General features: G+C 40.2%; 1 pseudogene. It reads right to left on the bottom strand.

From position 1 onward, the window contains the following. A pseudogene (locus ACFINL_RS09845) lies at nt 1–602 on the bottom strand (adhesin); the annotation flags it as partial.

Genomic DNA, 602 nt, shown 5'->3' with positions numbered 1-602 from the left:
ACAACCTTATCATTCGTTTCAAAAAGCTGACTACCCGTTACAGCATCTGTTGATTTAGCGCTAATCTCACCATTTGCTAGAAACGTAATTCTACTGTTTTCTTGTGTCCTTACAGCTCTGCCTTTTTCTTCTTTGCTCTTCTCATGACGCGCTATAAAGGCATTGGCTTCATCATTCCACAACAAAGCATTCTGCTCAATGGTCTGTGTAAGTTCATTGCTGTTCTTAGAAAGTTCATTATGAAGATCTGTCAGCGATGTATCAACACCGCTAAAGGCTGAACCAACATCATGATATGACTGACCTCCAACAACATACGTCGGAAGATTGCCTACAAGCACATCAGCACCACCACCTAAATAGCTCGATGTATTTTGAGAAACACTGTCTAGATTAGTAGTCACTGTCGTAACATTTTTATTAGTCGCAAATAACTGAGAGCCATTTACAACTTCTGTCGATTCTGCTGAAAGCACTCCTGCCTTAACACCTGAAAGTATCCGGTCTTCTTTCTTACTGTTGGCAATATTGAGTTCTGTACCTTCTACTTCTTTACCAATAGTGATAACCTTCGTATTATCATCCTGCTTAGCAAGGCTATC

Source organism: Bartonella sp. AA78NXGY (assembly GCF_042197005.1).
Lineage (GTDB): Bacteria > Pseudomonadota > Alphaproteobacteria > Rhizobiales > Rhizobiaceae > Bartonella.
Note: the sequence above shows the minus strand (reverse complement) of the source record. Positions and strands in the feature narration are given on the sequence as shown.